This window comes from Humitalea rosea, from assembly GCF_003253705.1.
In the GTDB taxonomy this organism is placed as follows: Bacteria; Pseudomonadota; Alphaproteobacteria; order Acetobacterales; family Acetobacteraceae; genus Humitalea; species Humitalea rosea.
Genome location: NZ_QKYU01000013.1, coordinates 92,707 through 119,168 on the forward strand (window position 1 = coordinate 92,707; position 26,462 = coordinate 119,168).

16 protein-coding genes are annotated in these 26,462 nt (G+C 71.0%); 13 read left to right on the top strand and 3 right to left on the bottom strand.

Going from position 1 to position 26,462, the window contains the following annotated elements; all coding sequences use genetic code 11:
* Positions 1-5 precede the first annotated feature (5 nt).
* Together bcp and C8P66_RS12735 are read right to left on the bottom strand one after the other, a co-directional pair.
* Positions 6-485, bottom strand: a complete 480-nt coding sequence (gene bcp / locus C8P66_RS12730) for a thioredoxin-dependent thiol peroxidase (protein WP_111398643.1) — start codon at positions 483-485, stop codon at positions 6-8.
* Positions 482-3,469: a bifunctional [glutamine synthetase] adenylyltransferase/[glutamine synthetase]-adenylyl-L-tyrosine phosphorylase gene (locus C8P66_RS12735; RefSeq protein WP_111398644.1), complete on the bottom strand. Its 2,988-nt coding sequence runs from the start codon at positions 3,467-3,469 to the stop codon at positions 482-484. The genes bcp and C8P66_RS12735 overlap by 4 nt, the downstream gene beginning before the upstream one ends.
* 158 nt (positions 3,470-3,627) lie before the next feature.
* Here C8P66_RS12735 and C8P66_RS12740 point away from each other — a divergent pair, with 158 nt between their 5' ends.
* The 7 genes from C8P66_RS12740 (at position 3,628) to bcsD (ending at position 19,145) form a co-directional block, all read left to right on the top strand.
* Positions 3,628-6,825, top strand: coding sequence for a YhdP family protein (locus C8P66_RS12740; RefSeq protein ID WP_111398645.1), 3,198 nt, complete (start codon positions 3,628-3,630; stop codon positions 6,823-6,825).
* A gap of 55 nt (positions 6,826-6,880) precedes the next feature.
* A complete protein-coding gene (locus C8P66_RS12745) occupies positions 6,881-7,942 on the top strand; it encodes a glycosyl hydrolase family 8 (RefSeq protein WP_111398646.1) in 1,062 nt (353 codons plus the stop codon).
* A gap of 311 nt (positions 7,943-8,253) precedes the next feature.
* Complete coding sequence (locus tag C8P66_RS12750; protein WP_146422847.1) at positions 8,254-8,976, top strand: hypothetical protein; 723 nt, start codon at positions 8,254-8,256, stop codon at positions 8,974-8,976.
* A gap of 12 nt (positions 8,977-8,988) precedes the next feature.
* Positions 8,989-9,795 carry a cellulose synthase operon protein YhjQ/BcsQ gene (locus C8P66_RS12755; RefSeq protein WP_111398648.1) on the top strand — a complete coding sequence of 269 codons (807 nt, stop codon included), beginning with the start codon at positions 8,989-8,991 and terminating at the stop codon, positions 9,793-9,795.
* A complete protein-coding gene (gene bcsA / locus C8P66_RS12760) occupies positions 9,795-14,522 on the top strand; it encodes a UDP-forming cellulose synthase catalytic subunit (RefSeq protein ID WP_111398649.1) in 4,728 nt (1,575 codons plus the stop codon). The genes C8P66_RS12755 and bcsA overlap by 1 nt, the downstream gene beginning before the upstream one ends.
* Complete coding sequence (locus C8P66_RS12765) at positions 14,519-18,661, top strand: cellulose biosynthesis protein BcsC (protein WP_111398650.1); 4,143 nt, start codon at positions 14,519-14,521, stop codon at positions 18,659-18,661. Before bcsA ends, C8P66_RS12765 begins: the two co-directional genes overlap by 4 nt.
* 16 nt (positions 18,662-18,677) lie before the next feature.
* Positions 18,678-19,145: a cellulose biosynthesis protein BcsD gene (bcsD, locus tag C8P66_RS12770; protein WP_146422849.1), complete on the top strand. Its 468-nt coding sequence runs from the start codon at positions 18,678-18,680 to the stop codon at positions 19,143-19,145.
* On the opposite strand, the gene C8P66_RS12775 is transcribed toward bcsD, so the two are convergent.
* Entirely contained in the window at positions 19,130-20,179 is a 1,050-nt protein-coding gene (locus C8P66_RS12775) for a LacI family DNA-binding transcriptional regulator (RefSeq protein WP_111398652.1), read from the bottom strand. The two genes, bcsD and C8P66_RS12775, sit on opposite strands and share 16 nt — an antisense overlap.
* Positions 20,180-20,295: 116 nt before the next feature.
* Here C8P66_RS12775 and C8P66_RS12780 point away from each other — a divergent pair, with 116 nt between their 5' ends.
* From C8P66_RS12780 to C8P66_RS12805, 6 genes are read left to right on the top strand one after another with little or no spacing between them, the layout of a single operon-like run.
* Complete coding sequence (locus C8P66_RS12780) at positions 20,296-21,309, top strand: quinone oxidoreductase family protein (RefSeq protein WP_111398653.1); 1,014 nt, start codon at positions 20,296-20,298, stop codon at positions 21,307-21,309.
* A gap of 20 nt (positions 21,310-21,329) precedes the next feature.
* Entirely contained in the window at positions 21,330-22,187 is an 858-nt protein-coding gene (locus C8P66_RS12785) for a dioxygenase family protein (protein WP_111398654.1), read from the top strand.
* 32 nt (positions 22,188-22,219) lie between these two features.
* A complete protein-coding gene (locus C8P66_RS12790) occupies positions 22,220-23,107 on the top strand; it encodes a BKACE family enzyme (RefSeq protein WP_111398655.1) in 888 nt (295 codons plus the stop codon).
* Positions 23,104-23,829, top strand: coding sequence for an SDR family NAD(P)-dependent oxidoreductase (locus C8P66_RS12795; RefSeq protein WP_111398656.1), 726 nt, complete (start codon positions 23,104-23,106; stop codon positions 23,827-23,829). Before C8P66_RS12790 ends, C8P66_RS12795 begins: the two co-directional genes overlap by 4 nt.
* Before the next feature lie 34 nt (positions 23,830-23,863).
* The gene (locus C8P66_RS12800) at positions 23,864-24,838 is read left to right on the top strand and encodes a tripartite tricarboxylate transporter substrate-binding protein (RefSeq protein WP_245903486.1); all 975 of its coding nucleotides are present in this window, start codon (positions 23,864-23,866) and stop codon (positions 24,836-24,838) included.
* A complete protein-coding gene (locus C8P66_RS12805) occupies positions 24,828-26,369 on the top strand; it encodes an AMP-binding protein (RefSeq protein ID WP_111398658.1) in 1,542 nt (513 codons plus the stop codon). Before C8P66_RS12800 ends, C8P66_RS12805 begins: the two co-directional genes overlap by 11 nt.
* Positions 26,370-26,462: the final 93 nt, after the last annotated feature.

A 26,462-nucleotide genomic window follows, 5' to 3' on the forward strand; every position in this document is an offset into this window, starting at 1 on the left:
CCCCATTACAGGGCGCGGGCGGCCTCGATCACCTGGGCGGCATGGGTCGCGGGCTTCACCTTGCGCCAGATCGCCTTGATCAGCCCGTCGGCGCCGACCAGGAACGACGAGCGCTCCATGCCCATGTAGGTGCGGCCATACATGCTCTTCTCGACCCAGACGCCATAGGCTTCCGCGGTCGTCTTTTCGGCGTCGGAGGCCAGCGGGAAGGTCAGCCCAAATTTCGCGGCGAATTTCTCGATCGGCGGCATCTTGTCGGGTGACACGCCAATGACCGTCAGCCCGGTCTTGCCGCCGACGCCGCCCAGCGCCGGCAGCGCCTCCTGGATGCCGCAGGCTTGCGTGGTGCAGCCGGGGGTATCGGCCTTGGGGTAGAAGTACAGCAGGAAGGGGCTGCCCTTCAGCGCATCCCGACTGACGGTGCGGCCGCCGCTCGCGGGCATGGAAAAATCCGGCGCCGCATCGCCCACTGCCAATTCGCTCATGATCCGGTCTCTCCTGGCCGCGGCGGCTTGTCCGGCAGCGGCGCCACATGGGTGTTGAAATTGGCGCGCACGGTGTCCGCGACGCTGCGCATCTGTGCCAGCAGCGCCTCCTGGTCAACCGGCGGGGTGTCGCAGAACGGGGCCACGGCGCGCAGCAGGGCCGCGGCGGTGGGGCCCGGCAGCAGCGGCTGGCGCCAGCGCCCGACCGTGAGCCGCAGGATCGAGAGCACCGTCCGCCACAGCCGCTCCGCCCGCACGAGCCGCGCCCATTCGGGCAGCAGCCCCGCCGCGCCCAGGCTCGCCAGCGCCTCCCGCGTCGTGGTCCGCAGCAGGGCGGGCTGTTCGCGGGCATGGGCGAGGGAGAGCGCCTGGGCGATGAACTCCACCTCCACCAGCCCGCCCGCCATGGCCTTCACATCCCAGGGGCCATCGGCCGGCAGGTCGCGGAGCATGCGCGCGCGCATCGCCCCGGCATCGGCCAGCACGGTCGCCGGTTCGACCGGGCGCAGCATCGCCGCACGGATCGCGGCGGTGACCTTGCGCGATAGGCCGGGCGGGCCCGCGACCACCCGCGCGCGGGTCAGTGCCATGCGCTCCCAGGTCCAGGAATCGGAGGCATGGTAGGCCTCGAAGGAGGCGAGCCGCACGGCGACCGGGCCTTTGCTGCCCGAGGGGCGCAGCCGCATATCCACCTCGAACAAACGCCCCTCGGCCCCCTGCGCGGTTAGCCCGGCGACCAACTGCTGCGCGAGCCGTGCGAAATACTGGCTGGGGGGCAGGGAGCGCGGGCCGCGGGTGGAGGCCTCCGCCGCCGGGTCGTGGTCGTAGATCAGGATCAGGTCGAGGTCCGAGCCCGGCAGCATCTCCCGCCCTCCGAGCTTGCCCAGCGCCACGACGACCATCGCGCCGCCCTTCACCTTGCCGAAGCGGGTGGCGAAATCGGCGGCCAGCACCGGCAGCAGCGCGGTGATGGCGGCATCGGCGAGCGCGCTGCGCGCGGCGCCCGCGGCATCCACATCGATGCTGCCCTCCAGTGCGGCGGCATCGATCTCGGCGCGGTGCTGCACGGCCAGGTGGCGGGTCGCGTCCAGCGCCTCCTCCAGGTGCCGGGCGTCGCGGACCAGAGCGGGCAGGCAGGCTGCGGCATCGCCGGAGGGGCCGACCTCGGCCTCCGGCGCCGCGCCGTAGAGCAGCCCCTCCAGCACCGCCGGGTTGCTGGCGAGGTGATTGGCCAGGGCCGGGGCGGCGGCGAGCAGGAAGGCCAGCCGGTCCAGCAGCTTCGGGTTGCGCGCCAGCAGGGACAGCGCCTGCACCCCGGCCGGCAATTGCGCCAGCACGGTGTCGAAGCGGGCCAGCGCCGCATCCGGCCCCTGCTGGCTCGCGAAGGCCGCGAGCAGCGGCGGGATCAGCCGGGCCAGCAGTTCCTGCGCCCGTTCGCTGCGCGTCGCCCGCCTGCGTCCATGCAGCCAGCCGCGCACCATGGCCATCACCGAGCGCGGTTCGCTGAAGCCCATGCCGGACAGCGTCGCGAGGGTGGCGGGGTCTTCCTCGACGCCGGTGAAGACCAGGCTGCCGCCCTCCGCCCCGTTGCTCGGCGCGGTGAGGCTCGGCATATGCTCGAACAGCGAGGCATAGTGCCGCGAGACCCGGCGCAAATGCCCGGTCAGCGTGGCGGAGAAGGCCTCCACCCCCTCGAAGCCCATGAAGGAGGCGATGTTGGCCAGCCCCTCGGCATCCTCCGGCAGGCGCTGAGTCTGGCGGTCGGCGACCATCTGCAGCCGGTGCTCGACGTCGCGCAGGAAGACATAGGCATCCGCGAGGTCGGCCGCCGCCCGCCGCCCCATCCGCCCGGCAGCGGCCAGGGCCGAGAGCGCGCCGAGGGTGGTGGGGTCGCGCAACCCCGGCTCCCGCCCGCCCCAGATCAGTTGCAGCGCCTGGACGGTGAACTCGACTTCGCGGATGCCGCCGCGGCCGAGCTTCACGTCATGCCCGGCGACGGCGATCTCGGGCCCCGCGCCACGGGCGGCCTTGGCGGCGTTGATCTGGCGCTTGATCGCGCCGATGTCGGCGACCATCGCGAAGTCCAGGTGGCGGCGCCAGACGAAGGGGCGTATTTCGCGAAGGAAGGCCTCGCCCGCCGGCCGGTCCCCGGCGACGGGACGGGCCTTGATCATGGCCGCCCGTTCCCAGTTCTGGCCCATGCTCTCGTAATAGGCGATAGCGGCCGGCAGGCTCACGGCAAGCGGAGTGGCAGCGGGATCGGGACGCAGGCGAAGATCGGTGCGGAAAACATAACCCCCCTCCGTTCGTTCCTCCATCAGGCGGACGAGGTCGCGGGCGATGCGAACGAATATGCCTTGGGCGGCGTCCGGGTCATGGGCCGCCGCCGGGTCGAACAGCAGGACGAGGTCGATATCCGAGGAATAGTTCAGCTCGCGGGCGCCCAGCTTGCCCATGCCCAGCACGGTCAGCCCCGAGCCGCGCCCGTCCCGGCGCGGCCGGCGCAGCTCTCCGCGCGCATGGGCCGTCGCGAGCAGATGGGCGACGGCGCAGCTCAGCGTGGTCTCCGCCAGCTCCGACAGCGCCCCGGTCACGCGGTCCAGCGGCCAGAGCCCGCCGACATCCGCCGCGGCGATGGTCAGCGCGGCCTGCCGCTTGGCGGTGCGCAGCAAGGCGGCGATGGCGGCGGTCGGGCTCTCGGGCGCGGCGTGGGCGAGCGGGGCCAAAGCGGTGGCGAAGGCCGCGTCCGGCCCGCGGGCGAGCAACAGCGCGAGGCAGGCCGATTCCCGGACCAGAAGCTCGGCGAGGTAGGGGCTGTGCCCGGCCAGGGCATGGATCAGCTCGGTTGCGGCGGTGGCGGCGGCCGGCTCCCGTTCGGCGAAGGCCTCGGCGGCGCGCGCGGCGGCCTCCGGATCATGCGGGCTGGGCAGCCGCGTGAAAATGGCCGCCTTGGCGGGGGCACGGTTGGTTTCGGTGACGGACATGCGCAGGCAGGCAAGCCGTGACCGGGCCTGCTGGTCAAGCACCGTCTGAAGGGCCGCTCGCCGCCGCCCCATCCGCGCCCGCCCCCGCCGCCGCCCGGCGACGCCCACCGAGCCGGCTTCACCGTACCGCGTGCAGCTTCGATGCCGCCTGCGGGCGCATGCTGCGGCTGCTCATGGCGGTGGCGTTGCTGACCGGGCTCGGCATCGCGGCGCTGGCCTGGCGCCTCGGCAAGGAGCCGATCGACCTGCCCTGGCGGGCCGCCGCCCTGCAACAGCTGCTGGACGAACAGGCCGGCACCACCCGGATCCGCATCGGCGGGATGAGCATCGCCTGGGCCGGCTGGCGCGAAGGCCATCTCTCGCCGCTGGCCCTGCGCATCACCGAGGTCGAGATCACCGATGCCGCGCAGCATCCCCTGGCCGCGGTGCCGGTGGTGGAGGTCGGGGTCTCCCTCACCGCGCTGCTGCGGGGGGATATCCTGCCGAGCAGCATCGACCTGGATGCCCCGAGCGTGACCCTGCTGCGCGGGGCCGATGGCGTGGTCGCGCTGGATATGGGCGGGCTGCTCGATGGCGGCGCGGCCCCGGCCGACGCGTCCGCGCCGATTCACGCCAAGGATGCGCTGGAGGATCTGCTGCACCCGCCGCCCGGCACCCTGCTGGCCGAGCTGCGCCGCGTCCGGGTGCGGGGCGGGCGAGTGCTGGTGCATGATGCGGTGCTCGGCGCTGATTGGATGGTCGACCGGGTGATGGTGACCATCAGCCGCGCGGCCACCGGCACGCTGGGCATGGAGGGGGCGGCGACGCTGACCCTCGGCAAGGCGCTGCTGCCCCTGCGGCTGAGCGGCGAGCACCGGCCCGCGATGGCCGGAGAGGCGGCGCGGGGCAGCCTGCGGCTCGATCTGGCCAATATCCGCCCGGCCACTCTCGCCGCCAATTTGCCCAATCGTGACACCACCCTCGCCCAGGCGCTGCACACGGCCCTGGGCACGGTCGATGCACCGGTCTCCCTGGGGGTGACGCTACGGACGGAGGCCAGCCAGGCGCCGCGCTTCGAGGCCCGGGTGGAGCTGGGCGCCGGTACGCTCGGCGCCGCGACCGGCCCGCGCGCCAGCATCGCCGGGGCGGAGGCCGTGCTCAGCGGCACCGCCGAGCGGATCGAACTGTCCCGGGCCACGCTGCGCCTCGCGGCCGTGGTGCGCGAGGCGGGGGCCGCCACGGCGCCGGCGCCGGTCCTCGCCCTGTCGGGCAGCGGCTGGCGCGACGGCGAGGGACTGCGCGCGGCGGTCGATCTGCGGCTGGACCGCGTCGAGGTCGGGGACCTCGCCGGCTACTGGCCGCCCGGGCTGGGCCGCGGGGCACGGGACTGGGTGCTGGAGAACGTCAGCGCCGGCACGGCGACCGATGGGCGCTGGCGGATCGAAGCGTCGGCCAGCCCGTCGCTCTCGGGCCTGGAGGTCACCTCGGTCTCGGGCACGCTGTCGCTCTCCGATACGACGGTGCATTGGCTGCGGCCGATGCCTCCGGTCGGACGGGCCCATGGCACCATCACCTTCGGCAAGGATGAGGTGCTGGTCCAGGCCGAAGGCATGCAGGGCGGGATCGAGGTGCGCGACGTCTCGGCCCGCTTCTTCGCCCTGACCCAGCCGCAGGAGCTGGCGGAGATCCAGGTGCGCTCGGCCGGCGCCATCCCCGATTTGCTGGCCCTGATCCGCCACCCGCGGCTGAAGCTGTTCGACCGCCGGCCGCTGGAGCTGAGCCAGCCCGGCGGGCGGGCCGAGGCGGCGGTGACGATCACCTTCCCGCTGATCTCCAACCTGCCGGTGGAACGGGTCGATGTGCATGCCACCGCCCGGCTGACGCAGGTGCGGCTGGCCGATGTGCTGCTGGGGCGGGGGATCGAGCGGGGAACCTTCGACCTGACCGTGAACACCGAAACCCTGCGCGCCACCGGCACCGCCACCATTGCGGGGATTGTCGCGCGGACCATCGTCGAGATGGATTTCCGCAACGGCCCCGGCAGCCAGGTGATCGAACGCGAAAGGATCGAGGCGCGGGGCGAGGCGCGGCTGCTGGCCGGGCTCGGGCTGGACGTCTCAGCCGTGGCGGACGGGCCGGTGCGGGTGGAGGCGGTGCGGGAACAGCGGCGGGACGGGCAGGGCCGCGTCACCTTGAACGCCGACCTCGCCGAAACCCGCCTCTTCGCCGAGCCGCTGGCCTGGGACAAGCCGTCGGGGGCGGCGGCCTCGCTGGAGGCGGTGCTGCGGCTGGCCGGCAAGGATCTGACCGCCATCGAGAGCTTCCGCCTGACGGCCCCGGCACTTTCGGCGCGGGGGCGGGTGGGGTTCGGCAACGGCGGCCGGCTGGATCGGATTGAGGTCACCGAGGCCGCGCTGCATGGCGGGCGCTTCGCCGCCGACCTGCGCCCCCCCGCCGGCGCGGGCCAGCCCTGGCGGGTGCGATTGAGCGGGGCGAGCTTCGACATGGGGCCGATGCTGCTGCAGCCGGAGAGCGCGACACGGACGACGGCGGCGACCGACCCGCCGCTGCAATTGGAACTGCGGCTCGCGCGGTTGCTGCTCGGGCCGGAGCGGTGGGTGGCGGATGTTTCCGGCGAGGTGCGGCTGGATGCCGAGGGCGCGGTGCAGCAGGCGCATGTGACCGGCGCCGTGCCGGCGCGCACCGCGGTCCTGGGCGGGCCGCAAGGCAGCGGCGCCGGCACCTTCGAGGCAACGGTCACGCCCGATCGCGAGGGCCGCGCGCTGCGCCTCATCGCCACCAATGCGGGGGGGCTGCTGCGGGCGCTGGATGTGCTGGAGAGCTTGGAGGGCGGGCGGCTCTCGGTCACCGGTCGATGGCAGTGGGGAGGGCTGTTGAGCGGGGATGCGACGATGGAGGATTTTGCCATGCATGGCGTGCCGGGCTTCGGCAAGGTGCTGCAGGCGCTGACCCTTTATGGGCTGGTCGATGCGCTGCAAAGCTCGGGGCTGCATTTCGACCGGCTGGTGGCGCCCTTCACCTTCCGCGCGGGGCAGCTGACGGTGCGGGAGGCGCGGGCCTATTCATCCTCGCTCGGCATCACCGCGCGGGGGTGGGTGGACCGGCGGCGGCAGCGGCTGGACCTGCAGGGCACCATCGTGCCGGCCTATATCATCAACAGCCTGCTGGGGAATCTGCCGCTGATCGGGCGGCTCTTCAGCCTGGAAAGCGGTGGTGGGCTGTTTGCCGCGACCTTCGGCATGACGGGCTCCCTGGCCGATCCGCAGGTCAGCGTGAACCCGCTGGCGGCGCTGACGCCGGGTTTCCTGCGCGGGATCTTCGGCACGGCGCCGCAGCCGGCCCCCGCCAACCCCTGAAACGAAGCCCCTGGCGTGAACGGGGCGTAGAGGAATTCCGGGCATGCTTCCGGCCATGTCCCCTCAACCCCCACTCCCCGAGGATGGTGCCGGCCTTGGCCGCCGCGCCTGGCTCGGCGCTCTCGCCCTGGTTGCGGTGTCGTCTCAGGATGCTTGGCCAGAGGCAGGAAAAATGTCTCAATGGGATATTTTCAAGACACGTTTCCTTGCGCGAGACGGCCGTGTGATCGACACCGGCAATGGCGGCGTGTCGCATTCGGAGGGGCAGGGCTGGGCGCTGCTGCTTGCCCAGCGGGCGGGTGACCGCGAAGCCTTCGACCGTATCCTGCGCTGGACGCGCCAGACCCTCCGGCGCCCCGGTGACGCCCTGTATGGCTGGCGCTTCCGCCCCGGCGCGGGGGTGGACGCCAATAGCGCCACGGATGGAGATCTGTTCATCTCGGCCGCGCTGGTCCTGGCGGGCGAGCGTTGGGGCGAGCCGCACCTGGTCACGAGCGGGGCGGAAACCGCGCGCGACATCCTGCGCCTGCTGTTGCGGCGGGCCGGGTCCCTGACCCTGCTGCTGCCGGGGGTGGAGGGGTTCGAGCGGGCGGACCGTATCATCGTGAACCCCTCCTATTACGCATTTCCGGCGATTCGCGTGCTCGCGCGGGCCTTTCCGGACCCTGCCTGGATGCGGGTGGCAGCAGATGGGCTGACATTGCTGCGCGCGGCGCGGTTCGGTCGCTGGGGCCTGCCGCCGGACTGGCTTTCGGTGGCGCGGGCGGATGCGTCGCTGGCCTTGCCGCGGCGCTGGGCGCCGCGCTTTTCCTACGATGCCGTTAGGATTCCACTCTATTTGACCTGGGCGGGACTGGCCGATGAGCCCGCGCGGCTGGCAGCCGCCGCCTTTTGGGGGGATGCCGGAAATGAGCACCTGCCGGCCTGGACCGACCTGACGAGCGATGCAATTTCTCCCTATCGCGCGGCGGATGGCGTTGCGGCCGTGGCTCGGCTGACGCTGCTGCCACAGGTTGCGCCAATTCCGGACGTGGCTGCAGCCCAGGACTACTATGGAGCTGTGCTTGGTCTGCTCACGCAATGTGCATGGCGTGATACCGTGGCCACACCGTTGTGAATCTCCCGCATTGCAAAAAAAAAGCGTATTCCGTTAATCGGCTGTAGCACGCATTATCAGCCCACGAGGGGTGAGTGCGAATGGCGATGGATACCGATGTGGCGAGGGTGGCGGCCGCTCTGCGCACACCCGGGCTGCGGTACAGGAGTTTTGGAAATGATCCGGTGCGGACAGCATCAGAGGCGCCGTTGCCTCAAGCTGTTGCTGTGCCTGAGCCTCCCGCTGCCCCTTTTATACCGGAGGAACATAGCCCCGCTCCGGTGATGCAGGCGCCTGTGGAGCCTGAACCGGCCGCCGAAACGCCACCTGAGATGGCGCCCGAACTGGCTATGCCGGCACCGCTGCCGGAAGCGCCGGAGCCCGCGCCCGCCCCGGAGCCGCCGGCTGCGTCTTCGATGTCGATGCTGGATGCTGCGATGAACGCGCTGCGTAACGTGGCGCCTGTGGTTGCCGCTGCCTCGGAGCCCGCGCTGGCACCTGCCGCGCCGGTGCTCGAGGCGCCGGCGTCGCGGCTGCTGGATTTGACCATCAGGCAACCCGCGCCGGAGATGCCACGCCCTTCCTCCCTGCTGCTCGATCTTGGCGCCGCAGCGACCGCCGAGCCCGGCGGGCTGCTTGGCGCCGATTGGCGCAACGCGAAGCCGGTGGTGCCGCCCGCCGCGGAACGTCCGGCGCCGGTGTTCTCCCTGCTCGATGCCTTGGGCTCGGCGCCGGCGATGAGCTTTGCGCCACAGGCCGCGCCGCCGCCGTCGGCATCGCCCCTGGCTGCGAGCGGCTTGCTCGCCTCCCTGATGCCCATCGCGCCGATGCCCGCGGAGGCTGAGCCTGCCCCGGCCCAGGTTACGGCCTGGACGGCGGCGGCGTTCGTTGCCATCGAACCCGCGGTGCCAGCCCCGCCGCCGCCGTTACCCGTGCTGCCGGCTGCTGCTGTCAGCTTGACGCTTTCCCAGGTCTTTTCTCGCCTTGCAGGCCGATCCGATGTCGAGGCTCTCAGCCCCGGTGACGACATGCCCGCGCCGGCCCCGCTACCGTAAGGCTGACCACACATGCCCTTGCTCTGCTTCGCCTCTCCCAAAGGCGGCGTCGGAAAGACGACGCTCGCCGCGAATGTCGCCGACGCCCTGCGTCGCAGCGGCCGCCGGGTCCTGGCGATCGACACTGACCCGCAGAACACGTTGCGTCTTCATTTCGGTGTGCCTTTGTCCGACTCGGCCGGGTTCATGGCCGACCTGCCGAAGCGGCCCGATTGGCGGATGGCCGTGCGGCAGACCGCGTCGGGCGTGTTGCTGCTGACCCATGGCGCGATGGAGCTGCGTGGTGCCCTTGGGCTGAATGCGGCGCTGGAACGGGACCCCGAGCTTCTGGCGGCCCCCCTGCGGGCGATGCTGGCCGATCCGGGCCTGCTTGTGATCGCCGACACGCCTCCGGGCCCGTCTCATGCGCTGGCCATCATGGCGCCGATGGCAGCACTGGTGGTGACCATCCTGCAGGCCGAGGCGATTTCCGCGGCGCTCATCCCCGATATCGACAGTGGCCGCTTCCTGGGTTCGGGCACCATGGCGGCGCTCTATGCCGGGCGCCTGCGGGTGGTGTTGAACGAGGTCGATCTCGCCTCCCGCCTGTCCCGCGCCGCGGCGGATGCGGTTGCCCGGCATCTCGGGCCGCGTCTTCTGGGCGCGGTGACCCGCGACGAGACCTTGGCCGAGGCCTTGGCCAGCCAGCGGCTGGTCATGGATCTGGCCCCGGAAAGCCGGGCCTCGGAGGATATCCGCGAAATCGCCCAGGCGATCGAGGCGGCGCTCCCCTCGGCACCGGATGCAACATTTCCGCTAGCGGGCTGGGGCGCGCGCTGATGGCATTCCGGCCCTACGCCGCAGGGCGGCGAATGCTGGTCCACAGTCCGCTGGCCGGCTTCCTCTCGGCGGTCATCGGTTTTGTGATCGCCATCACCTTTATCGTTGTCCCTCTCGATGCGGAGCAGCAGGCCTTCCTGGCGCTGGGCGGCTTCCTCCTCTTCCTGATTGCCAACCGGCTTCCGGGACGGGGCGTGACCCTGTTCCTGATCTTCTTTTCAGGGTCGATCTCGCTTCGCTACCTGTACTGGCGGGTGACGGATACGCTGGATTACACCTCGTATTTCCAGACCTTCCTCGGCACCGGGCTGCTGCTCGCCGAGGGCTATGCCATCCTGGCGCTGCTGCTGTCGTATTTCCAGCAGGCTTGGCCGCTGGATCGCAAGCCGGCGCCGATGCCTGAGGATTCCGACCTCTGGCCCACCGTCGATATCATGATCCCGACCTACAACGAGCCGCTGTCGGTGGTGAAGCCGACCGTCTTCGCCGCGATGGCGATCGACTGGCCGCGGGACAAGATGCGCGTGCTGCTGCTGGATGACGGCCGGCGCGAGGAGTTTCAGCAATTCGCCGCGGAAGTCGGCTGCGAATATTTGACGCGACCCGACAACAAGGGAGCCAAGGCCGGCAACATCAACAACGCCCTGGCGCAGACCGATGGCGAATACGTTGCCGTCTTCGACTGCGATCACGTGGCGACGCGCGGGTTCCTGCAATTCACGGTCGGCTGGCTGCTGCGCGACCGCGACTTGGCGATGGTGCAGACGCCGCATCATTTCTATTCGCCCGATCCGTTCGAACGGAACCTGGCCTCGGGCCAGCGCGTGCCGAATGAGGGCCTGTTGTTCTATGGGCTGATCCAGCAGGGCAATGATCTTTGGAATGCCGCCTTCTTCTGCGGCTCCTGCGCGGTGATGCGTCGCGTGGCGCTGGAGGAGGTTGGCGGGGTGCCGACCCAGACCGTCACCGAGGATTGCCACTGCTCCCTGAAGATGCAGCGCCTCGGCTGGCGTACCGCCTACCTGCGCGTGCCGCTGGCCGCCGGCCTGGCGACGGAGCGTCTTATCCTGCACATCGGGCAGCGCATGCGCTGGGCCCGGGGAATGGTGCAGATCCTGCGCGTCGAAACGCCCTTGTTCAGCTCGGGGCTGCGGCTCGCGCAGCGGCTTTGCTACTTCAATGCACAGCTGCACTTCCTGTTCCCGTTGCCGCGCGTGGTATTCCTGACGGCGCCGCTGGCCTTCCTGCTCTTCGGTGAAAGCGTGATCGCGGCGAGCCCGCTCGCCATCGTCGCCTTCGCCGGCCCGCATGTGGTGCATTCGATCGCCACCGCCTCGCGGATCCAGGGCGCCGTGCGGCACTCCTTCTGGTCCGAGATCTACGAGACGGTGCTGGCGCTCTATCTGCTGCCGGTCGTCCTGACGACGCTGCTCGACCCGTCCAAGGGCAAGTTCAATGTGACCGACAAGGGCGGCACCTTGCAGGAAGGCTATTTCGACCTGCGCGCCGTGCTGCCGAACGTCATCCTGGGCGTGCTGCTGATCATCGGCCTGCTCTCGGGCATCCATGGCCTGGCGACCAACCCGATCGAGACCACGCAGTTCCAGGCCAATGCGCTGAATACCGTCTGGGTCGTGTTGTCGCTGGTGACGGTGCTCGCCGGGCTGGCCGTGGGCCGCGAACGCCGCCAGGTGCGGGAACGCGCACGCATCGGTGCCGTCGTGGCCGCGACCGTGGTGCTGCCGGATGGGCGCGTGGTGGAGGGGCAGAGCCTCGATCTTTCGCTCGGCGGTGCCGCCATCGCGGTGGCGCTGCCGGCCGACATGCCGCCGGATGCCGTGGTGACCCTCGAGCTGGATGTTGGCCCGGAGCGCGTCGCGATCCCGGCCGAGGTGCTGCGGTGGAGCGAAAACCGGCTGCAGGTGCGGTTCATCCCGCAGGATTTGCGGGACGAGGGAAACATTGTGCGGTCCGTGCTCGGGCGTGCGGATGCCTGGGTTGACTGGGATTCGGTGCGCCGCGATCGGCCTTTGCGTTCTTTGAAGGAGGTCGCAGTGAGTATCGGTGGTTTGTTCCGTGGCGACAGCCAACTCTCCTTCCGCGGCAGGCGCGAGCGTCGGGCCGCGATGCGGGCCGCTCGTGGTCGTTCTGAGACGGCGCATGTGCCCGAGGTGGTGATCGCCGACTCGCCTCTGCCGGAAGGGCCCCGTACCCCGCCGGCCTCCAGCACGGAGGCCGAGCGCGCCCGTCGCCGGATGGCGGCAGGCATCGCCCTTCTCCTCGGCCTTGGTCTTGCCGTGCCGGCCGAAGCGCAGCGCCAGCAGGCCCCGCCACCGCCGCCGCCTTTCGGCGTAGCCCCGGCACAGACGCCGTCCGTCACGCCGCAGCCGCCGGTTGTCACCCAGCAGCAGTATGTCGTTCCCGGCGATCTGGCGCCGACCTTCGTGCCCCCCGCTTTCGCGTCCCCTCCTGGCGTGACCCAAGGGGTGCCGCCAGGGACGGGCGGCATTCCAGGCGCAGCGCTGCCCGGATACACCGGCGGCCCCTCGCCGCAGCTGGGCGGGGGCGTGGAGGCCAACGGCACCAGCCGGATCGAAAGCCGCACCTTGCGCCAGCTCGGCCTGCGCGGCCCGATGCAGCTGCGCGGCCTGTCGGATCTCCAGGGCCTGCTCTTCGGCGTGCGCGGTGATGAGGTCGTGACCGCGGCGCGGCTCGTGCTGCAGGGCGCGACCAGCCCGGCGCTGATCCCCGAGCTGTCGCAGATCGCCTTCACCCTGAACGAGCAGTTCGTCGGCACCATCACGCCGGATCGCATGCGCCCCGCCTTCGGGCCGCTCGAATTTCCGATCAACCCGGTGTTCTTCGCCGACAGCAACCGGCTGAACTTCCGCTTCACTGGGCGCTACGCGGTCGAGTGCAACGATCCGCTCTCGGGGCTGCTGTGGTCCACGATCAGCGATCTCTCGACCCTGCACCTGACCTTGGAGCGGCTTCCGCTGGCGCGCGACCTCGCACGTCTGCCCGAGCCCTTCTTCGATCCGCGCCTGATGCGCGAGCCGCTGGTGCTGCCCCTCGTGGTGCCGGATGGCGCCGGCAATGAGGTGATCAAGGCAGCGGCGGTCGTCTCCTCCTGGTTCGCGGTGCAGGCCGATTATCGCGGGGCGAATTTCCCGGTGTCCGCCGCCATACCGACCCGCGGCAATGCCGTGGTGATCGCGACCGGCCAGGACAGCGTGCCAGGCCTGGCCCTGCCGCGCCTGGATGGCCCGACCCTGTCGCTCGCGCCCAATCCGAACGACGCCAATGGCTTGCTGCTGATCGTCGGCGGCCGTTCAGGCGCCGAGGCGGTGCTTGCGGCCGAGGGGCTGGCGATCGGCCGGACGGCGCTCTCGGGTGAGACTGCGTTGGTCCAACGGACCGATGCGCCGCCGCGCGAGCCTTATGATGCGCCGCGCTGGCTGCGCAGCGACCGACCGGTGCGCGTCGGCGAGTTGATGGATGTGTCGGAACTCCAGTCCTACGGCTTCGCGCCGGGGCCGATCTCCGTGCCGTTCCGCAATTCGCCGGATCTGTACACCTTCCGCAGCCGCAACCTCGAGACGGACATTCGCTTCCGCGCCCCCCCCGGGCCGATCATGGATGTCGCGGTCAGCCGGGTGGATGTCGCGTTGAACGACGTCTACCTGCGCTCCTTCCCGCTGGGTGAGCAGGAGCCGGGCTGGCCCTGGAACCAGATCCGCCGTTGGGTCGGAAGCGCGCCGGGCGGTGAGCGCGGCGAGGGCCATGCCGGCCTGCCGCCTTACCTGATCTTCGGGTTGAACGAGTTGCAGCTCCGCTTCGATATGCGGCCGTTGAACCGGGGCGATTGCGTCAGCATTCCTGGCGACATCCACGCCTCGATCGACCCCGACAGCACCATCGATATCAGCCGTGCCTTCCGCTTCACGGCGATGCCGAACCTCGCCTTCTTCGCGGGCTCGGGCTTTCCGTTCTCGCGGCTGGCCGATCTCGGCGACACCGCCGCGGTGCTGCCGGACCGGCCGAACGCGCTGGAGCTGACCGCCTTCTTCAACATGATCGGGCGGATGGCGGCGAATGTCGGCCATCCCGCGACCAGGATCGAGATCGTGCGCGCGGCGGCGTTGGAATCGGTCGCCGACCGCAACCTGCTGGTCTTTGGGGTCCTCGGGCGCCAGCCGGCGCTGACCACGCTGTTCCCGAACGGGCCGGTGGTGGTCGAACCCAGCGGGCGGACGAATGTCGGCCTGCCGGATGCGCTGGAAACCTTCCGCCAGATCTTCCTGCCGGAAGACCGCCGGCGGGAGCGGGAACGGTTGACGGCAGTGCTGTCGCAGCCGGGCGACGGGATGGGCATGTTCATCTCGGGCGAGAGCCCGCTGCGCTCGAACCGCACCGTGGTCGCCGTGACCGGCACCAATCCGCAAGGGTTGGAAGCGATCGTCGCCTCCCTGCGCGATCCCGAGCTGCAGCCCCGCATCCAGGGCGACGTGTCGATCCTGTCCGGGGGGCGCATGACCTCGTACATGGTCGGGCCGGTCTACCATGTGGGATCGCTGCCCTGGTGGCTGGTCCCGCAATACTGGCTCGGGAAGCGGCCGGATCTGCTGCTGCTGGCCGTTGCCCTTGCGGCGCTGTTGATCGCCATCCCCTCTTACTGGGCGCTGCGCCGTCGCGCGGCCCTTCGGCTTAGGACGCGGACGCCATGACGATGCGAACCCGCCTGCTCGCCTCGGTCTTCGCGGCAGCCCTTCTACCGTTCCTGCCAGGTTCGGCGCCGGCCCAGCAGCAGACCGATCCGGCGATCGCGGCGTTGCTGGACCAGGCGAATTACTGGCGATTGCAGAACAAGCCGGAGCAAGCGATCCGGGCGCTGGAGCGCGTGCTGGCGGCCGATCCGCGCAACGTCGAGGGCCTTGCCGCCGCCGCCGCCTCCAGCGCGGAAGCCGGCAACCGGGCTGCCGCTGACCAGTACCTGCGGCGGCTGCGGCAGATTGCGCCGAATGATCCTCGCCTCGCGCGCACCGACCTCGCGGTGCAGGGCGCCTCTCTTGATCCCGCCGGCCTCGATGAAGCGCGGCGTCTGGCGCGGGCGGGCAACAATGCCGCCGCCGCCCAGCGGTTCCGCGAATTGTTCCGCGGCAATGTGCCGCCGCCGAATGTGGCCGTTGAATATTACCAGACGCTGGCCGGCACCGAGGCCGGGTATGCGGAGGCGCAGCGCGGACTCGCGCGGCTGGCCGCGGAGAACCCGAACGACCGTCGCATCCAGCTCGCCTATTCGCAGATGCTGACCTTCCGCGAGGGCACCCGAAGCGTTGGCGTGGAGCGGCTTCGCGCCTTGGCGCAGACGCCGGATGCCGGGCAGGCGTCGGTCGCCTCCTGGCGGGACGCGCTGATCTGGAGCGGGCCGAACCCGCAGATGATCCCGGAATTCCGTGCCTTCCTGCAGCGCTTCCCCAACGACCAGCAGGTCCAGGGCTTGCTCGCCCAGGCGATGAACCCGCCCCAGGGCCCCGCCGATGCGCAGGGCGAGGCCCGGTCCCGCGGCTTCACCGCCTATAATGGTGGCCGCCTGCCCGAAGCCGAGCGCGAGTTCCAGGCGGCGCTGACGCTGAACCCGCAGGATTCGGATGCGCTGGGCGGTCTCGGTCTCGTGCGGTCGCGGCAGGGGCGGACGCGTGAAGCGCGCAGCCTGCTGCAGCAGGCGATCGACGCCGACCCGACGGATGGCCGGCGCAAGTGGGGCGCGGCCCTGGCCGGGACCAATGCGACCGGCGGCGGCGGCAATGCGCGCGCCAGTGGCGGTGACGTCAACCAGGCGCGCAGCCTGTTGCTGCGCGGCGATGTGGATGAGTCCGAGCAGGCCTTGCTGCGCATCGTGCGCCGCGACGGCGGCGACCGTGCCGATGCCGAGGCCTTGCTGGGCGATATCGCGCTGCGTCGCGGCGATCCGGTGGCGGCCGAGCAGCGGTACCGCGCCGCACTGTCGCGCCGCCCGGCGCTGCCCACGGCGCTTGCCGGACTTTATGATTCGCTGCAGCAACTCGGGCGCTTCGCCGAGGCGGAGCAGCTTCTGCAAGGGCGCAACGGCGCGGCGCTGACCGCGGCCGCGGGCACCCAGCGCGCCGAATCCCTGCGCGCCGAAGCCACCCGTACCGATGACCCCGAGGCCGCGCTGGCCCTGCTGCGCGCCGCTGTCGCCGCCAACCCGGCGGACCCCTGGACCCGGCTCGATGCCGCGCGCCTGTTGTCACGCCAGGGCCGTGGCGCCGAAGGGCGCGCGCTGATCGAGGAGCCGCTCGCGGCCGGCCGGCCGAGCAACGAGGCCCTCCAGGCCGCGGCGCTCTTCGCGAACGAGGAAGGGCGGGTGCAGGACGCCGCGGCGCTGATCGAGCGCATTCCCAACCGCGTCCGCACCGCCGACCAGACCATGCTGCTGCGCCGCGCGCGCATCCAGCAGCAGGTCGCGGCCGCGGCCGCGCCAGGCAGCATGGGCGACCGGACCACGGCCCGCACCCGCCTGCTGTCGCTCGCGACCCGTCCCGATCCGACCGGCGAAGTGCCGGCGGCGGTGGTCCGCGCGCTGATGGGGCTGAACGACCCGCAGGGGGCCGTCGAGGCCGCGCGGGTCGCGGCCAGCGTGAACCGCCGTGCGCCGGTCTCCGGCCGCATCGCGGTGGCCGATGCGCTGCTCGACGCGGGCCTGACCTATGAGGCCGCCGTGCTGGCTCAGGGTGTTGCCCAGGATAGCCGCCTGACCAGCGATGAACGCCGCCGCGTCAACAGCCTGATGGCCGGTGTTGCGGTCCGCGAAAGCGACCGCCTGAACCAGCAGGGCAACCAGGCCGCGGCCTATGAGCGGCTGGCGCCGGCGCTGGTGCAGGACCCGACCAACCCCAGCGCGAACCTGGCCCTGGCCCGGCTCTATCAGGGCGCGGACGAACCGCGCGACGCACAGCGCATCGCCGAGGCGGTGTTGCAGCGTGACCCGCGCAACACCGACGCGCGTCAGGCCGCGATGGATGCCGCCGTGGCACTGCGTGACTGGGGCCGGGCCGAGGCACTGCTGGCGGAAGGCCGGGCGCTGCTGCCCAACGACCCGCGCATTTCCATGCTCGAAGCGCGGCTCGCGCGGTCCTGGGGCGATACCCGCCGGGCACAGGTCGCCCTGGAGCAGGCGGCGACCCAGCGGCGCAACCAGCTTGGCGTGAACCAGCCGATCGGCTCCTACGCGCCCGCCATCCCGACGGCACCGCAGCCGGCGGGGCTCTACGACAACCCCTTCCGCCGGACCCCGCTGGCTGGCCAGGACCAGCCGATGCCCCCGGTCTGGGCCGCGCAGCCCGAGCGTGGCGAGCGTGCCGTCCGCGCCGCACCTACACCGGCACCGGCACCGGCACCGGCACCGGCACCGCGGCAATACGCGCAGGCCTACCAGCCGCCCGCGGCATCGCCGCAATATCCTGCCGCGGCCCCGCAATATGCGGCCCCACAATACGCCGCCCCGCCGCAATACTCGCAGCCCTATGCGAGCCCGGGCGGACCTGCGGCGCCTGCCGTGGATCAACGCTATGTCCGCCCGGCGCAATACGCCGCGCCCCCGCAGTCACCGACGCCGTTCCGCCTGATGCCCTCGGGCGGCGTGCAGACGCCGGTCACCTCCGACCCGCTGCTGAACGACATCTCCCGCCAGTTGACCGAAGTGCGGGAGGAGGCGGCTCCCCGCCTCAGCGCGTCCTTCGGCGGGCGCGCCCGTTCGGGCGATGCCGGGCTGGACCGCCTGACCGAATTTGGCGGCACCGCCGAAGCCTCGACCTCGATGCCCGGCATCGGTGGCCGGATCATCGCGCGGGTCTCGCCGGTCTCGATCAACGCGGGCGATCTCGCGAGTGATGTGCCGACCCTGCGGCGCTACGGCAGCAACGTGTTGCAGCTGCCGGGCGGCCTGAACCCCGCGATCACCACGGCCCAGGCGCGGGCAACCCAGCCGGGCGATGGTTCGGCCAGCGGTGTCGGGCTCGGCGTCGCCTATGTGCGGGACAATTTCTCGCTCGACGTCGGCAGCACGCCGATCGGCTTCGAACGGCAGAACATCGTCGGCGGCATCGAAGTCGCGCCCAGCCTCGCCCAAGGCGTCCGCCTGCGGCTGACCGGCGAGCGGCGCGCGGTTACAGACAGCCTGCTGTCCTGGGCCGGCATGCGCGACAGCTCGACCAACAAGACCTGGGGCGGCGTCGTCCGCACCTCCGGGCGCGCGGCGATCGAGCTGACCGAGGGCGACACCGAATTCTACGCCCTGGGCGGCTACGGCACTCTCGAGGGCGAGAACGTCGCCGACAACTCCCGCGTCGAGGCCGGGGCCGGCTTCCGCACCCCGATCTATCGCACCGCCCGTGATGAGCTGGTGGCGGGGCTCGACCTCACCTACATGGCCTATGACCAGAACCTGCGGCTGTTTACCCTGGGCCATGGCGGGTATTTCAGCCCGCAGTCGTTCTTCTCGGCCACGGTTCCCGTCGACTACCGCGCCCGCACCGGCAATTTCTTCTGGCGGGTGGGCGCCTCCGCGGGCTTCTCGACCTTCCGCGAGGATCGTGCGGCGCTCTTCCCGGATGATGCCTCGCTCCAGCGGCAGGTGGAGCAGCGCGCTGCCTCCGACAGCACCATCTCCGCCTTCTACCCCGGCCAGACGCAGAGTGGGTTTGCGGGCGGGCTGCGGGGCGATATCGAATACGCCGTCTCGCCGGCGTTGCGCCTCGGGGCGCTGGCGCGTTACGACCGCTCCGGCGATTGGAACGAGGGCCGCGCCATGGTCTTCGCCCGCTACCGGCTTGGTGGACAATGATCAGGGATATTCGGGCATGACGACGAACGCCCCCATGCTCGGTTTTCTGGCGCGGCGGCAGGTCTCCGCCCAGTGGCGCGGCTTCGTGCGGAGCCTCGTGGAAACGCTCGACGTCAATCTGGAGAAGGATGACCGCGACGCCTTGCTGCGCGCGGTTGGCGCCCGGCTGGCCGCACAGATGCCGCTGCCGACGACGACGAGCCTCGACGCGCTGGAACAGCGGATGAATGATGCCCTGGCCGAAACCGACTGGGGCTTCGTCGAGATCTCCTTCGACCAGGAGCGCGACCGCCTGGTGTTGAGCCACGCCGCCGCCCCGGCCATCGCCACGGAAAGCGATGCCGGCGGTGGCTGGATCGCGCCGGTGCTGGAGGGGCTCTACACCGCCTGGTTCGCCGCCCAGGAGGGCAGCGTGCCCGAGCTCGCCGCCACCGCCGTCGAGGTGACCGTCGGCCGGCTGCAGCTGGATTACGGGCTGGCGTAAGCCGCCGTCGAGGCCCGCACCACAAGCTGTGGCACAAGCCGGACGGACTCGGCTGGCTCCTCCGTGCCGCACAGCCGCCCGAGCAGCGCCTCGGCCGCAAGGCGCCCCATGGTCGCGTGCTGGATCCGCACCGTGGTCAGGGGGGGCGCGACCCGGTCCATCAGCGGCATGTCGTTGAATCCGGTGACCGACATCCCCCCGGGCACGGCAATGCCCGCTTCCTCCAGCGCGTCATAGGCGCCCATCGCCAGCAGATCGTTGGCGGTGGTGATCGCGGTAAATCCGCCCGTGGCCAGCAAGGCCTGCATGGCGACCCGCCCGGCGGCGCGGGAATAGGCGCTGGCCTGGGCCAGGGGGGCGGCATCGAGCACCAGCCCCGCTGCGGCCAGGCCCTCGCGGAAGCCCTGCAGCCGGTCGGCGGCGGTCGCGGTGCCGGCCGGGCCGCCCAGATGGGCGATGCGCCGATGCCCCAGGGCCACCAGATGCGCCACCGCCGCCCGCAGCCCCGCCGCATCATCCGAGCCGAAGCTGATCGCCGAGCCGTCCTCGCCAGGCGGCAGGCGCCGGTTCACCAGAACCAGCGGCAGGCCTAGCCGCGCGGCGAGGGCGACCGCCGGCCCGCCGCGCGCCGCCGAGGCCAGGATCAGCCCATCCGCGCCCTGCGCCGCCATGCGCTCGACGATCAGCCGCTCACGCTCCACATCGCCCGCGGTGTTCGCGAGCAGGGTGACGTAGCCGCGCGCGGCCAGGCTCTGCTCGATCGCTTCCACGATCGGCGGGAACACCGGATTGGTCAGGTCGGGCACCAGCACCCCCACCGTGCGGCTGCGGCCGGAGCGCAGCCCCGCCGCCAGGGCGGAGGGCCGGTAGCCGAGCGCCGCCGCGGCCTCGGTCACCCGCAGCGCCACGGCATCGCTGATGCGGTGGCGCGCGGCCGGGTCCATCGCGCGGGACACGGTGGAGGCATGGACGCCCGCGGCACGCGCGACATCGGCGATGGTGGGGCGGGTGGGGGGCGGCGCGTCACGGTTCATGTCGGAAGCCTATCACATCCAGGGCGCATCGAGCTGCCGTGTGCAATCGGTTGCATTTTTTGCTTGACCCTGTTTCGCCATCACCTCTATGCCGCTGCCAACGTCAGGAGCGCCCCATGTCCGCAGCGGAAAGCACCGCCCCTTCAGCCGGATACCGCGCCGCGCGCTTCGCCGGTTTCGGCGCCCCGGAGGTGCTTGAGGTCGTGTTCCGCGATCCCCCGTGCCTGGATGTGGGGGAGGCGCTGGTGCAGGTGCGGGCCGCCAGCATCAACCCGTCGGATGTGAAGAACGTCGCTGGCCGGATGCGCCAGACCGTGCCGCCGCGCACCCCCGGCCGCGACTTCGCGGGAACTGTGGTCGCGGGTCCGGCGGAGTGGCTCGGCGTCGATGTCTGGGGCACGGGCGGCGACATCGGCTTCACCCGCGACGGCAGCCATGCGGAGATGCTCGCGCTTCCCGTCGCCGCTTTGACCCGCAAGCCCGAGGCGCTGTCCTTCGCCGAGGCCGGGGCGGTCGGCGTCAACTATGTCACGGCCTGGATCGGGCTGATGGACGACGCCGGGCTGCGCGCCGGGGAAACCGTGATGGTGCTTGGCGCGAGCGGCGGTGTCGGCGGCGCGGCCTGCGCCCTTGCCCGTGCCAAGGGCGCCCGTGTGATCGCCTGCGTGCGGGGGGAGGTCGCCGAGACCGCCGTTTGCCGCCAGGTCGGCGCGGAGCTTCTGGACCTGCGCGGCATCGATTTGGCGCAGAGCCTGCGCGAGATGACCGGCGGCCGTGGTGCGGATGTCATCTATGATTGCGTCGGCACGCCTGCGCTGTTCGAGCCCGCCATCGAGGCCCTGGCCCAGCGCGGCCGCATGATCGTCATCGCCGGTACGCCGGGGGAGGCGATGCGGATCGAGCTGATCCCCTTCTACCGCAAGGAAGCCCGGCTGATCGGGGTGGACAGCCTCAAGCGCGGGGCTGCCGCCTGTGCGCCGATGATGGCGGCCATGGCCGAGGGCTTCGTGACCGGCGCCTATCCCGCCCCGGTCATCGCCCAGTCCCTGCCGCTCGACCACGTCCGCGAAGCCTATGCCGCCGTCGCCGCCGGCACCCGTGGCCGTGTGGTCCTGACCCAGCCGGCCTGAAACGAGGAGGAGAACCCCCCATGCCCGACATCCACAGCGCCACCGATACCGAGACGACGCTGACCGACCAGGTCATCGCCCGCATCCGTCCCGATGCCGATGAGCGTGTGCACCAGGTGATGACCGCGCTGATCCGCCACGTGCATGGCTTCGTGAAGGAGGTCGAGCTGACCCCCGCCGAATGGGAAAAGGGCGTCGCCTTCCTCTCCGAGCTTGGCAATTGGTGCAACGAGAAGCGGCAGGAGGTGATCCTGCTGTCCGACATCCTCGGCGTCTCGATGCTGGTCGATGCCATCGCCCATCGCCACCACAACCCCGAGGTGACCGAGAGCACCGTGCTCGGCCCCTTCCACCGCATGGGCGCGCCGCATGTCGAAAATGGCGCCGATATCTCGGGCGGCATCGCCGGCGAACCGCTCGACGTGCGCGTGACCGTCACCGACCCGGCCGGCACGCCGATCGAGGGCGTGCAGGTCGATGTCTGGCACACCAGCCCCGATGGGCTCTACGACAGCCAGTTCGGCGATGAGCACGCGCTGCGCGGCGTGTTCCGCACCGATGCTGCGGGGTTGGTCGCCTTCACCAGCATTATGCCCAGCGCCTATCCGGTGCCGCATGATGGGCCGGTGGGCCAGGTGCTGGCCGGGATGGGCCGCGGCCCGATGCGCCCCGCGCACGTGCATTTCTGGCTGCGGCGGGAGGGTTACCGCCCGCTGGTCACCCAGGTCTTCGCGGCGGGCGATGCGTATCTGGCCGATGACGCGGTGTTCGGCGTGAAGGCGAGCCTGATCCACGACTACCGCGCGGAGGCCGCCGCCGCCGGTCAGCCCGGCCATAAGCTGAGCTGGACTTTCGTGCTGCCGCCCGAACAGGTCTAATTCGCGGGCCGCATCCATTTGGGGGAAGTCACTTGAAGAACAAGGTCATAATCAGCTGCGCCGTCACCGGCAACATCACCCAGCCGAGCCAGACGCCGTACCTGCCCATCACCCCGGAACAGATCGCCCAGGCCTGCATCGACGCCGCCGATGCCGGCGCCGCCATCGCCCATATCCATGTGCGTGACCCGGAGACGGGCGCGCCCTCGATGCGGGTCGACCTCTACGAAGAGGTGATGAACCGCATCAAGGCCAGCGGCCGGGACGTGCTGATCAACCTCACCACCGGCCCCGGCGGGCGCTTCATGCCCTCGCGCCAGGACCCGCGCATCGCCGATCCCTCCAGCACCATCCTGCCCCCGGAAAAGCGCATCGAGCATATCCTGGCGCTGAAGCCCGATATCGCCACGCTCGACCTCAACACCATGTGGTCGGGCACCGCCGTCGTCATCAACGCGCCCTGGGCGGTGAAGGTGATGGCGGATGCGATCTATGCCGCCGGCTCGATCCCGGAGCTTGAGGTCTTCGACAGCGGCGATATCCAGCTCGCCCATGCGCTGATCGCCGATGGCACGCTGGCGGCGCCCTGCCTGTTCCAGATCGTCATGGGCATCCGCTACGGCTTCGCCTGGGATCCGATGACCCTGGCCTATGCGAAGTCCATGTTGCCGGCCGGCAGCCATTGGGCCGCCTTTGCCATCGGCCGCATGGAATTCCCGATGGTGGCGCAGGCCGCCCTGCTTGGCGGCCATGTGCGCGTCGGGCTGGAGGACAACATCTATTATGCGCGCGGCGAACTCGCGACCAGCAACACCGTGCTGGTGGAACGCGCGGTGCGGCTGCTGCGGGAAATGGGCGTCGAGCCGATGAGCCCGGCCGAGGCCCGCGCCGAACTTTCCACAGTCGGCCGCCGCGCGTGACCGGGCTGCTGCTCGTCACCGGGGCCGGTCGCGGCATCGGCGCGGCCATTGCCCGCGCCGCCGCCCGTGACGGCTGGCAGGTCGTGGTGAATTACGCGCGGGACGCCGAGAGTGCTGCCGCCGTCGTCGCCGCGATCACGGCGGCGGGCGGCAGCGCCCAGGCGGTGCAGGGCGATGCGACCACGGTCGAGGGCATTGCCGCCCTCTTCGCCGCTGTGGACGCCATCGGCCCGATCAAGGGGCTGGTGAACAATGCCGGCGGCAGCGCGGATTTCGCGATCGCCGACATGACCGCCGGGGATTACGACGGCATCCTGAACGCCAACCTGCGTTCCACCGCCTTCTGCTCCGCCGCCGCCGTGCAGCGGATGACGGCGGGGGGTGCCATCGTGAACATCGGCAGCCGGGCCAGCCAGACCGGCGGCCAGCCGCTGCGGGTGATGTATGCCGCGGCCAAGGGCGCGGTGGATGGCTTCACCAAGGGGCTGGCGAATGAGGTCGGCAAGCGCGGCATCCGCGTGAACTGCGTCCGCCCGGGCGTGATCCGCACCGCCACGCATGAGGCCCGCGCCGGCGCCCAGCGCCTGGCGCAGATGACGGCGCCCGCGGCCCTCGGCCGGCCGGGTGAGCCTGAGGAGGTGGCCGAACTCGTCGTCTTCCTCCTCAGCGATCGTGCCGCCTACATGACCGGTGCCCTGGTGGACATCGGCGGAGGGCGCTGAAGCCAACACAACACCACCGGGAGGCAAACAAAAGATGTCCATGATCCGTCGCGTATTCGCGGGGGCGGCCGCGGCTGCCCTGCTCGCGTTGCCCGCCTTCGCCCAGAGCTACCCCACCCAGGCGATCAGCCTCGTGGTGCCCTTCGCGCCCGGGGGGCCGACCGATGCGCTCGCGCGGCTGATGGTCGAGCCCTTCTCCCGCGAGTTGGGCGTCTCGGTCGTGATCGAGAACCTTGGCGGTGCGGGCGGCACCATCGGGGTCGGGCGCGTCGCCTCGGCGCGGCCGGATGGCTACACGCTGCTGCTGCACAACATCGGCATGGCGACGGCGCCGACGCTGTACCGGCGCCTGCCCTACGACCCGCTGACTGCCTTCGAGACCATTGGCCTCGTCGCCCCGGTGCCTATGGTCTGGATCGGCCGGCCGAATTTCCCCGGCACGAACTTCGCCGACATGCTCGCCTTCATCCGCGAGAACGGGGACAAGGTGAATGTCGCCCATGCCGGGCTCGGCAGCGCCTCGCAGCTATGCGCCACGCTGTTGCAGGCGCAGATACGACAGTCCGTGACCACTGTCGCCTTCCGCGGCACCGGGCCGGTGTTCGCCGAGATCATGGGCGGCCGCATCGATCTCGTCTGTGACCAGACCAGCAGCACCACGCCCTACATCACCTCCGGCCGGGTGAAGGCCTTCGCCATCACCAGCGCCCAGCGCCTGTCCAGCCTGCCGGATCTGCCCACGGCAACCGAGCAGGGCACCCCTTTTGAAGTTACCGTGTGGCATGGCATGTATGCTCCGCGTGGGACACCGCGCGCGATTGTCGATCGGGTGAACGCGGCGCTGCGCGTCACGCTGGGCGAACCCCGGCTGATTGCGCGGCTCGCCGAGCTTGGCATCGCGCCGGAGCCCCAGGAGCGCATTACGCCGGAAGCGCATCGTGCCTTCCTGGAAGCCGAGATCGCCCGCTGGCGGCCGATTCTCACTGCTGCTGGTGAATATGCCGACTGATCTGACTGCCCTTCTCGACCAGACCGCCGCCCGGCGCCCAGATGCGCCGGCGGTCATGGCCTATGGTGGCGCGGCCCTGACCTGGGCCGCCTTCGCCGCCGCCAGCCGGCGCATCGCCCAGGGCCTGGCGGCCGCCGGCATTGGTCCGGGGGACCGGGTGGCCATCTGGCTGTCGAACCGCCCCGAATATCTGATCGCGCTTTTCGCCTGCGCCCGCCTCGGCGTCACGGTCGTTCATATCAACACCCGCTTCCGCGCGCCCGAGGTGCAGGCGTTGCTGGACCGCACCCGGCCCTCCGCGCTGCTGACCGCGCCGCCGCTGATGGCGCTCCTGCCCGAGATCCTGGCCGATGCGCGGGGCCCGCTGCGCTTCGTCATCGGCCTCGATGCCGGCGGCGTCACCGAGGTCGGCGGCCTGCCCGTGATGGCCTGGGCGGCGCTGGATGCGGCCCCCGAGCGCCTCGCCAATGACGCGACGGCCGAGACCGCCTGCCTGACCTTCACCACCTCCGGCACCACCTCGGGGCCGAAGCTCGTGCTGCATACCCAGGGCTCCATCGCGACCCATGCGCGGGACGTCGCCGCGGCGACCGGCACGGATGGGGAAGGGGCGGCGCTGCTTTCGGTGGTGCCGCTCTGCGGGACCTTTGGCCTCGCCTTCGCGATGGCCGGCGTGGCCGGCGGCGCCCTGATCGTGACCATGGAGCGCTTCGATGCGGAGGCCGCCGATGCCGCCATCCGGGCGCATGGCATCTCGCATCTGATCGGCTCGGACGACATGTTCCTGCGGATCGCGGCCGTCGCCGGGGAGCGTGCCTATGCGCCCTTCCGCTTCTCCGGCTTCGCCAGCTTCAGCCCCGGCGCGGATCGGGTCATGGAGGTGTGCGGCGGGTTGAACATGGCGCCCCGCGGCATTTACGGCAGCAGCGAGATGCAGGCGCTGTTCGCGCAGCAGGATGCGGCCGACCCCATCCGCGCCCGCATCGGCGGCGGGACCCCGGTGAGCAAGCGCGCGGAAGTGCGCGCCCGCGACCTGGAAACCGGCATCCTGGCCGCGCATGGTGAGTTGGAATTCCGCAGTCCGTCGATGTTCTCGGGCTACCTGAACAATCCGGAGGCGACCGCCAAGGCGATGACGGCGGATGGCTTCTACCGTTCGGGCGACCTTGGCCGGGTGCATCACGGCCATAGCTTCGATTTCGAGACGCGGATCGGCGATGCGCTGCGCCTCGGCGGCTTCCTGGTGAACCCGGAGGAGATCGAGGTCTTCCTCAAGCGCCAGGCGGGCGTGGTCGAGGCCCAGGTGGTCGGCGCCCGCGGCGGCACCGTGGCCGTCGCCTTCGTGCAGGGCGATGCGCCGGACCCGGAGGCCCTGCGCGCCGCCTGCGTCGCCTCGCTCGCGCGGTTCAAGGTGCCGGCGGCGATCCTGGCGCTGGAGGCCTTCCCGGTCACCGACAGCCCGAATGGTGTGAAGATCCAGCGCGCCCGCCTGCGCGAGATGGCCGACGCGGCCTTGGCCGAGACCGTTTAGCAGGCCTCTTCGCGGAGTTTTCACCAGGCGGCGTTTATGCTGTGGCTGGGAGCGTGCCATGCTGGCGCGCACCCGTGCCAAAGAAGGCTGATC

Coding starts and splice junctions, on each gene's coding strand:
- bcp (WP_111398643.1), bottom strand. CDS start 485: ATGAGCGAATTGGCAGTGGGCGATGCGGCGCCGGATTTTTCCATGCCC.
- C8P66_RS12735 (WP_111398644.1), bottom strand. CDS start 3,469: ATGTCCGTCACCGAAACCAACCGTGCCCCCGCCAAGGCGGCCATTTTC.
- C8P66_RS12740 (WP_111398645.1), top strand. CDS start 3,628: ATGCTGCGGCTGCTCATGGCGGTGGCGTTGCTGACCGGGCTCGGCATC.
- C8P66_RS12745 (WP_111398646.1), top strand. CDS start 6,881: ATGTCCCCTCAACCCCCACTCCCCGAGGATGGTGCCGGCCTTGGCCGC.
- C8P66_RS12750 (WP_146422847.1), top strand. CDS start 8,254: ATGGCGCCCGAACTGGCTATGCCGGCACCGCTGCCGGAAGCGCCGGAG.
- C8P66_RS12755 (WP_111398648.1), top strand. CDS start 8,989: ATGCCCTTGCTCTGCTTCGCCTCTCCCAAAGGCGGCGTCGGAAAGACG.
- bcsA (WP_111398649.1), top strand. CDS start 9,795: ATGGCATTCCGGCCCTACGCCGCAGGGCGGCGAATGCTGGTCCACAGT.
- C8P66_RS12765 (WP_111398650.1), top strand. CDS start 14,519: ATGACGATGCGAACCCGCCTGCTCGCCTCGGTCTTCGCGGCAGCCCTT.
- bcsD (WP_146422849.1), top strand. CDS start 18,678: ATGACGACGAACGCCCCCATGCTCGGTTTTCTGGCGCGGCGGCAGGTC.
- C8P66_RS12775 (WP_111398652.1), bottom strand. CDS start 20,179: ATGAACCGTGACGCGCCGCCCCCCACCCGCCCCACCATCGCCGATGTC.
- C8P66_RS12780 (WP_111398653.1), top strand. CDS start 20,296: ATGTCCGCAGCGGAAAGCACCGCCCCTTCAGCCGGATACCGCGCCGCG.
- C8P66_RS12785 (WP_111398654.1), top strand. CDS start 21,330: ATGCCCGACATCCACAGCGCCACCGATACCGAGACGACGCTGACCGAC.
- C8P66_RS12800 (WP_245903486.1), top strand. CDS start 23,864: ATGTCCATGATCCGTCGCGTATTCGCGGGGGCGGCCGCGGCTGCCCTG.
- C8P66_RS12805 (WP_111398658.1), top strand. CDS start 24,828: ATGCCGACTGATCTGACTGCCCTTCTCGACCAGACCGCCGCCCGGCGC.